The following is a 7,805-nucleotide window of genomic DNA, read 5'->3' on the forward strand; positions in this document are numbered from 1 at the left end:
GACAACTGTAGGAGAGGGCGGCCGCAGGTCCGTGCACGAGTCCGGTGCGCGACCGGTGGTGCGGGACCTAGGTTGGCGCGCATGACACGCGCGCTCCAGCACCGGCCCTGGGTCCCGGCCCACAGCGAGGCCCTCGTCGCCGAGGTCGCGGACCGCACTGCGGCCTGTGGCCCGGCGGCACTGCTGGCCGACCTGGACCACCTGGTCGCCGAGAACGAGCGCATCCACCACGTCGAGACGCTCAACCTCAACCCGGCCACGAACCTGATGAACCCCCGCGCCGAGGCCATGCTCTCCGCCCGGCTCGGCTCACGGGCGTCGCTGGGCTACCCGGGGGAGAAGTACGAGACCGGCCTCGAGGCGATCGAGCGCATCGAGGTCGTCGCGGCGGAGCTGGCCGCGGAGGTGTTCGGCGCGTCGTACGCCGAGATCCGGGTGCCGTCGGGCGCGATCGCCAACCTCTACGCGTTCCTGGTGACCTGCGAGCCGGGTGACACCATCATCGCGCCCCCGCCGAGCATCGGCGGACACGTCACCCACCACGCCGGCGGCTCCGCCGGGATGTACCGGCTGCGGACGCTGCCCGCTCCCGTCGACGCCGCCCGGTTCACCGTGGACGTGGACCGCCTGCGCGACCTCGCGCACGAGGCACGGCCGCGCCTGATCACGCTCGGCGCCAGCATGAACCTCTACCCGCACCCGGTTGCCGCCGTGCGCGAGATCGCCGACGAGGTGGGCGCCAAGGTGCTCTTCGACGCCGCCCATCTCTGCGGGCTGATCGCCGGCGGCGCCTGGCCGAACCCGCTCGAGCAGGGCGCGCACCTGATGACGATGAGCACCTACAAGAGTCTCGGCGGGCCTCCCGGAGGGCTGATCGTGACCAACGAGGCCGACCTGGCCCAGCGGCTCGACGCGGTGGCCTACCCGGGGCTCACCGCCAACTTCGACGCTGCGAAGTCGGCGGCGCTCGCGGTGACGCTGGTGGACTGGAAGGCCGTCGGTCCGGCGTACGCCGCCGCGATGCTCGAGACCGCGAGCGGGCTCGCGGAGGGCCTGGAGCGGCGTGGGGTGGAGCTGTTCCGCGGAGCCGACGGGCCCACCCGCTCCCACATGCTGGGAGTGCTCGCTGCGCCGTACGGCGGTGGTCAGGCGGCCTCGCGCCGGCTGCGCCGGGCCCACCTGCTCGCCTGCGGCATCGGCCTGCCGGTCGAGGAGGTGGCCGGCGACACCAACGGCCTGCGGCTCGGCACCCCGGAGCTCGCGCGCCTGGGCATGACCGGGGTCGACATGGAGCCTCTGGCGGGCTTCCTGGCCCGGGGCCTCGACCCCGCTGTCGCGCCGGAGACGGTCGGCGCCGAGGTCACTGAATGGCGTGCGCAGTTCGGCGCCGTGCACTTCACCGCCCAGGACTGATCAGCCGAACGACATCCGGAAGCCGGCCATCCGGGCCGAGGCGAGCGGCCGGGCGCCGGCGAGCCAGCCGAGTGGGCCGTCGGGGGCGAACTCCCAGCGGCCACGGCACGGCAGCGCCTTGGCCGTGCCCGTCAGGTCGGCGGTCTTCTCGCCACCGCCCTCGGGCAGCTCGCGCTGCCAGGTGCCGCCCTTGAACGGCACCCGCAGCGCGGCCCGGGAGACGTCGGTGAAGCGCGCCGAGGCGATCGGGCGCCGCTCGAGGCTCGCCGACCACGAGGTCCGCGACAGCGGTCCGGTGTGGGTGGTCTCGAAGGCGAAGTCGCAGAGCTCCTTGGGGATCGCCCACAGCTCGCGACCGCCCGCGACGGAGGCCGGGGAGTCGACCCAGATGTCGGTGATCTCGACACGTCCGCGTCGCGTGCTGTGCTCCTTCGACGCCGGACGGGCGACCAGCAGCTCGGAGTAGGTGAGCGGGCTGCCCTCGTCGTAGCTCACGAAGGCGGCGCCGTAGACCCCGGCGGGCCGGGACTCGTCGACGGCGTCGCGCAGCCGGAACAGCGTCAGGTACAGCGAGCCCACCATCCGCCACGGGGCGGCGGGGTAGAGCCTGGTCTCGTCGGGAGGGTCAGCCATGGCGGCACCCTAGACGACTCCTCAATCGTCGGGGTCGTCCAGCCGGGCCAGCCACGTGGCGAACCGCTCCACCGCGGTCTCGAACTCCGGGTGGATGTCGGTGAACTCCTGCAGGCGCTCGGCGAGCCAGGCCAAGGTGACGTCCTCGTCACCTCGGCGCCTCTCGAGCTCCTCGATGCCGCGGTCGGTGAAGTACACGGCGTACCACTGTCTCCTTTCGGCTCACGGGAGTCGACTCCGCTCAGGCAAAGGCCCTGTCCAGCAGGTCCTTCTGCTCGGCGGCGTGCCGCTTGACCGTGCCGACCGACGGCGAGCTGGACGCCGTACGGGTGACGGGGACGACGTGGGCGTCGACCTGGTGCCACACGTTGAGCGCGTAGTGCGGCCACGGGCCCATGTTGTGCGGCTCGTCCTGCACCCACCGCACCTCCTTGAGGTGGGGGTAGCGCGCGATCTCAGCCTTGATGCCGTCGACCGGGCACGGGTAGAGCTGCTCGACCCGGCCGATGGCGAACCGCTCGCTGTTCTCGCGCTTGGCGCGGTCGACCATCAGGTCCCAGGTCACCCGGCCGGAGCAGAGCAGCAGCGTGTCCACCTTCTCCGCGTCCGCCGCGTCGTCGCCGATGAACGGTCGGAACGTGCCACTGGTGAAGTCGGAGGGCTGCGAGGCGGCCTCCTTGCGCTTGAGCATGGACTTCGGGGTGAACACGACGAGCGGACGGTGCCGCTCGCCGAGCGAGTGGCGGCGCAGCAGGTGGAAGTACGACGCCGGCGTGGACGGCTGCGCCACGACGAACGCGTCGTCGGCTGCCATCGTCATGAACCGCTCGATCCGCGCCGACGAGTGGTCGGGACCCTGCCCCTCGTAGCCGTGGGGGAGGAGCAGCACGACGCCGGACTCCTGGCGCCACTTGGTCTCGCCGGAGGTGATGAACTCGTCGATGACCGTCTGGGCGCCGTTGACGAAGTCGCCGAACTGCGCCTCCCAGAGCACGAGGGCCTCGGGGCGGGCGACGGAGTAGCCGTACTCGAACCCGAGGGCGGCGTACTCCGAGAGCAGCGAGTCGTAGACGTAGAACCGGCCCTGGTCCTCGGTGAGGGCGGACAGGGGCGTCCACTCATCGGCGTTCTTGCGGTCGATGATCGTGGCGAAGCGGGACACGAACGTGCCGCGGCGCGAGTCCTGTCCGGCCAACCGCACCGGGCGCCCGTCCATGAGCAGCGCACCGAAGGCGAGGATCTCGCCGGTGCCCCAGTCGATCGGACCCTCGGTGATCGCGGTGGCGCGGCGCTGCAGCTGCGGCATCACCTTGGGGTGCACGGTGAAGCCGTCCGGCGGGCTGACGTAGGCGTCGGCGATGCGCTTGAGCGCCTCCACCGGGATCGCCGTCTCGGTGTCGCCGGCGGGCTTGTCCGGGTAGTCCGGCACGGTCGTCCACTCCGACGGCTGGCTGCTGGCCTCGCGCACCTCGGTGAACACCCGCTCCAGCTGCTGCTGGTAGTCGCGCAGGACCTGCTCGGCCTCCTCGATCGTGATGTCGCCACGACCGATCAGGGACTCGGTGTAGAGCTTGCGCACGGAGCGCTTCTGCTCGATCAGGTCGTACATGAGCGGCTGGGTGTACGACGGGTCGTCGCCCTCGTTGTGGCCGCGCCGGCGGTAGCAGACGAGGTCGATGACGACGTCCTTGTTGAACGCCTGCCGGTACTCGAACGCGAGCCGGGCCACCCGGATGCACGCCTCCGGGTCGTCGCCGTTGACGTGGAAGATCGGCGCCTGCACCATGCGGGCGACGTCGGTGCAGTAGAGCGAGGAGCGCGAGGAGCCCGGCGAGGTGGTGAAGCCGACCTGGTTGTTGACGACCAGGTGGATCGTGCCGCCGGTGCGGTAGCCGCGCAGCTGGCTCAGGTTGAGGGTCTCGGCCACGACGCCCTGGCCCGCGAAGGCCGCGTCACCGTGCACCAGCAGCGGCAGCACCGGGTACTCGGCGCCGCGGTTGAGGACGTCCTGCTTGGCGCGCGCGATGCCCTCGAGCACCGGGTCCACGGCCTCGAGGTGGGACGGGTTGGCAGCGACCGACACCTTGATGGTGTCGCCGGTGCCGGACTCGAACTCACCCTCGGCGCCGAGGTGGTACTTCACGTCGCCGGAGCCCTGGACCGTGCGCGGGTCGATGTTGCCCTCGAACTCGCGGAAGATCTGGGAGTACTTCTTGCCCACGATGTTGGCCAGCACGTTCAGCCGGCCGCGGTGGGCCATGCCGATCGTGACCTCGTCCAGGTTCGCCTCGGCCGCCGCCTCGCAGATCTCGTCGATCACCGGGACGGTGGTCTCGCCGCCCTCGAGGCTGAACCGCTTCTGGCCGACGAACTTGGTCTGCAGGAAGGTCTCGAACGCCTCGGCCTGGTTCAGCTTGAGCAGGATCCGCAGCTGCTCGTCGCGCGGCGGCTTCACGTGCGGCTGCTCGACGCGCTCCTGGATCCAGCGACGCTGCTCGGGGTCCATGATGTGCATGTACTCGATGCCGGTGGTGCGGCAGTAGGAGTCGCGCAGGATGCCCAGGATCTGGCGCAGGTTCATGAACCGGCGCCCCTCGCCACCGAAGGAGCCGGTGGCGAACTCGCGGTCGAGGTCCCACAGGGTCAGGCCGTGCGACTCGATCTCGAGGTCGGGGTGGCTGCGCTGGCGGTACTCCAGCGGGTCGGTGTCGGCCATCATGTGGCCGCGCACGCGGTAGGCGTGGATCAGCTCCAGGATGCGGGCCTGCTTGCTGATCTCGTCGTCGTGGGACGTCGAGATGTCCTTGCTCCACCGGATCGGCTCGTAGGGGATCCGCAGCGAGCGGAAGATGTCGTCGTAGAAGCCGTCCTCGCCCAGCAGCAGCTGGTGCATGCGCTTGAGGAACTCGCCGGACTGGGCGCCCTGGATGACCCGGTGGTCGTAGGTCGAGGTCAGGGTCATGACCTTGCTGATGCCGTTGCGGGCGATGGCCTCCTCGGAGGCGCCCTGCCACTCCGGCGGGTACTCCATGGCGCCGACGCCGATGATGGCGCCCTGCCCGGCCATCAGCCGCGGGACGGAGTGGACGGTGCCGATGCCGCCTGGGTTGGTCAGCGAGATGGAGGTGCCCTGGAAGTCGGTGACCGCCAGCTTGTTGTCACGCGCCTTGCGGACGATGTCCTCGTAGGCGGTCCAGAAGCTGGCGAAGTCCATGGACTCGGCGGCCTTGATGCTCGGGACGAGCAGCTGTCGCGAGCCGTCGGGCTTCGGTACGTCGATGGCCAGGCCCAGGTTGATGTGCGCGGGCGTGATCAGGTTGGGCTTGCCGTCGCGGTGCTCGAAGCCGTTGTTCATCTCCGGCATCGACTTGACCGCCTTGACCAGCGCATAGCCGATCAGGTGCGTGAACGACACCTTGCCGCCGCGGGCGCGGGCGAGGTGGTTGTTGATGACCGTGCGGTTGTCCCACAGCAGCTTGACCGGCACCGAGCGGACCGAGGTCGCGGTGGGCACGGTCAGGGAGGCGTCCATGTTGGCCGCCGTGCGGGCGGGGGCGCCGCGCAGCACGGTGTAGCTCGGCTCGTCGCTCGCGGCGGCCGGGGCGGCCGGACGCGACTCCTTGGGCATCGGCTGGCTCGTGTCCTTCGCCGGCTCCGCGGCCTTGCTCTGCGGACGAGGCTTGGCGACCGGGGCCGGCTTGGACTCAGCCTGCTTCGCGGCGGGCTTCTCACCCTGGTCCGAGCTCTTCTGCTGGGCCCTCTCGGGCGCCTTGTCGGGGGCCTTCTGCGCCGTGGCGGGCTTGGTCTCCGCCGCGGCGCCGTTGGTGCTGCTCGCACCCGACCCGTTGTTCTTGAAATAATCGGCCCACGTAGGGTCGACGGACCCAGGATCCGCGGTGTAGCGCTCCCTCATCTCCTCGACGAGCCACTCGTTGGCGCCGAGGGACGACGAGGGTTGGGGGGAGCTGCCTGAGGACTGGTTGCCTGACGACTGCGGCACGACTTGCTTCGCCTCTTCCGATGAGCGCGCGGGGACGGGTGGTGTGCGGTCCAGGCTAGACCCACGGGCCAGCAAATACCGGAAGCAGGGTTGCCATTCGGGCAGGCTGTGACTGGTTCCACCGCGCGGCCGGCCTGCTGTGCCGCGGAGTAGACCGAGAGGACCGGACATGCTCAGACTTGCACGCCGTTCGGCGAGGGCCGTCGCGTCCGTGACCCTCGCCCTGGCGCTCGGCGCTTCGGCGGCCGGGTGCTCGAGCGACGACGAGCCGGAGGAGGAGCCCGGAGCGGCGGCCGAGACGGGCCAGGGCGAGCGCCCGCCGCTCGTGACCACCGCGCGGCTGGGAGAGGTGGTGGGCCGGCTCGATCGGCCGCAGCAGGCCCGCCTGAAGGCGAAGATCACCGAGATCGTCGACGCCTGGATCGACGCCGCCTACCTGGGCGACTTCCCACGGACCGACTTCGCCGATGCGTTTCCCGGCTTCACGAAAGGGGCTGCGGCCGACGCTCGCAAGGACGCGGCCCTCATGAGCAACAAGCAGGTGGCGCCGCGCGTGGAGTCGGTCACGCCCTTCCGCCGCGAGCTGGAGATCGACGCCCTGGCAGTCAAGCGGCGTCCCACCGCGGTCACCGCGCGGTTCGTCCTGGCCATGAGGCTCGAGGGCGAGCTGAAGCGGGCCGACCGGGTGCGCGGCAGGCTCTTCCTCACCTGGAGGGACGGGGCCTGGGAGGTCTTCGGCTACGACGTGACAAGGGGGGTCGTGCGATGAGGCGGCTGCTACGGATGGTGACGCTGGGGCTCGTGCTCGCGGTCTCGGCGCTGGTCATGCCGGACTCCACGGTGGCCTCCACGCAGGTGGAGCTGGTCAAGGTGGCCCGTGCCCAGGGCGTCGACCGGGAGCCCGCGGTCGTCTGGATCCTGGCCGTGGGCTCCGACGCGCGCCCGGGGGAGAGCATGCTCCGCACGCGAGGCGACGCACTTCAGCTGGTCGGCATCAACACCCGGACGGGGGCCGCCACCACCATCGGCATCCCCCGCGACTCCTACGTCCCGATCCGGGGCTCCGGCTCCGACCGCGTCAACGCCGCCCTCTACTACGGCGGCCCCCAGCTGCTGGGGGAGACGGTCGGCGACCTGGTGGGCGTGCAGCCCGACTACGTCTTCGTCACCCGGTTCCCGTTCTTCGAGGACATGGTCGACGACATCGGCGGAATCGACGTACGCAATCCGCGCGCGTTCTCCGACGTCGACCTCAAGGCCGACGGGTTCAAGGCCGGCAAGGTGCACCTCAACGGCTACGGCGCCATGGCGTTCGCCCGGATCCGCAAGACGCTCCCGGGCGGCGACTTCGATCGGTCCGCCAACCAGCAGCGTGTCCTGCGTGGGATCCACGGCACCATCAGGGCCAAGGCCGGCCGGCCGGGGTTCATCGAGGGCGGCGTCCAGAGCGTGATGGAGCACATGCACACCGACCTGCCTCCGGGCGAGCTGTTCGCCCTGGCTCAGGCCGTCGCCCAGGTCGAGCCCGGCAAGATCACCGGCTGCGTGGTGCAGGGGGCCATCGGCAACGTCGGCGGCGCCAGCGTGGTGCTGCCGTACGTCGCCCAGGCCCGCCGCTACGGCGACCTTGCCCGCGAGGACGCGACGATCGAGCGCTGCTGACCGGCACCCGGACAGACGCGTCGGGGCGGACCGTGAGGTCCGCCCCGACGTCGGGGGGGTGGTGTACCGGGGGGCGGTAAACGGGGAACCACCAGGG

The 7,805-nt window shown here is 70.9% G+C and carries 6 protein-coding genes; 3 read left to right on the forward strand and 3 right to left on the reverse strand.

Features of this window, described 5'->3' with window-relative positions; translation table 11 throughout:
• Positions 1–81: 81 nt before the first annotated feature.
• Positions 82–1,413 (forward strand): serine hydroxymethyltransferase, encoded by a 1,332-nt coding sequence (gene glyA, locus LRP67_RS09870; protein ID WP_231269990.1) that lies wholly within the window; start codon positions 82–84, stop codon positions 1,411–1,413.
• Here the strand turns inward: glyA and LRP67_RS09875 are convergent, their stop codons facing one another.
• Genes LRP67_RS09875 through LRP67_RS09885 form a run of 3 tightly spaced genes read right to left on the reverse strand, consistent with a single transcriptional unit; the run spans position 1,414 to position 6,046 of the window.
• Positions 1,414–2,046 (reverse strand): acetoacetate decarboxylase family protein, encoded by a 633-nt coding sequence (locus LRP67_RS09875; protein WP_231269991.1) that lies wholly within the window; start codon positions 2,044–2,046, stop codon positions 1,414–1,416. It abuts the gene before it with no gap.
• A 21-nt stretch (positions 2,047–2,067) separates the two neighbouring features.
• On the reverse strand, positions 2,068–2,244 hold the full coding sequence (locus LRP67_RS09880) for a DUF6104 family protein (protein WP_231243896.1): 177 nt from the start codon (positions 2,242–2,244) through the stop codon (positions 2,068–2,070).
• 43 nt (positions 2,245–2,287) lie between these two features.
• Positions 2,288–6,046 (reverse strand): multifunctional oxoglutarate decarboxylase/oxoglutarate dehydrogenase thiamine pyrophosphate-binding subunit/dihydrolipoyllysine-residue succinyltransferase subunit, encoded by a 3,759-nt coding sequence (locus LRP67_RS09885; protein ID WP_231269992.1) that lies wholly within the window; start codon positions 6,044–6,046, stop codon positions 2,288–2,290.
• A gap of 169 nt (positions 6,047–6,215) precedes the next feature.
• On the opposite strand from LRP67_RS09885, the gene LRP67_RS09890 reads away from it, so the two are divergent.
• Positions 6,216–6,815, forward strand: coding sequence for a hypothetical protein (locus LRP67_RS09890; protein ID WP_231269993.1), 600 nt, complete (start codon positions 6,216–6,218; stop codon positions 6,813–6,815).
• Positions 6,812–7,708: an LCP family protein gene (locus tag LRP67_RS09895; protein ID WP_231269994.1), complete on the forward strand. Its 897-nt coding sequence runs from the start codon at positions 6,812–6,814 to the stop codon at positions 7,706–7,708. Before LRP67_RS09890 ends, LRP67_RS09895 begins: the two co-directional genes overlap by 4 nt.
• Positions 7,709–7,805 lie beyond the last annotated feature (97 nt).

The sequence above is a fragment of the Nocardioides sp. cx-169 genome, from assembly GCF_021083605.1.
Classification (GTDB): Bacteria; Actinomycetota; Actinomycetes; order Propionibacteriales; family Nocardioidaceae; genus Nocardioides.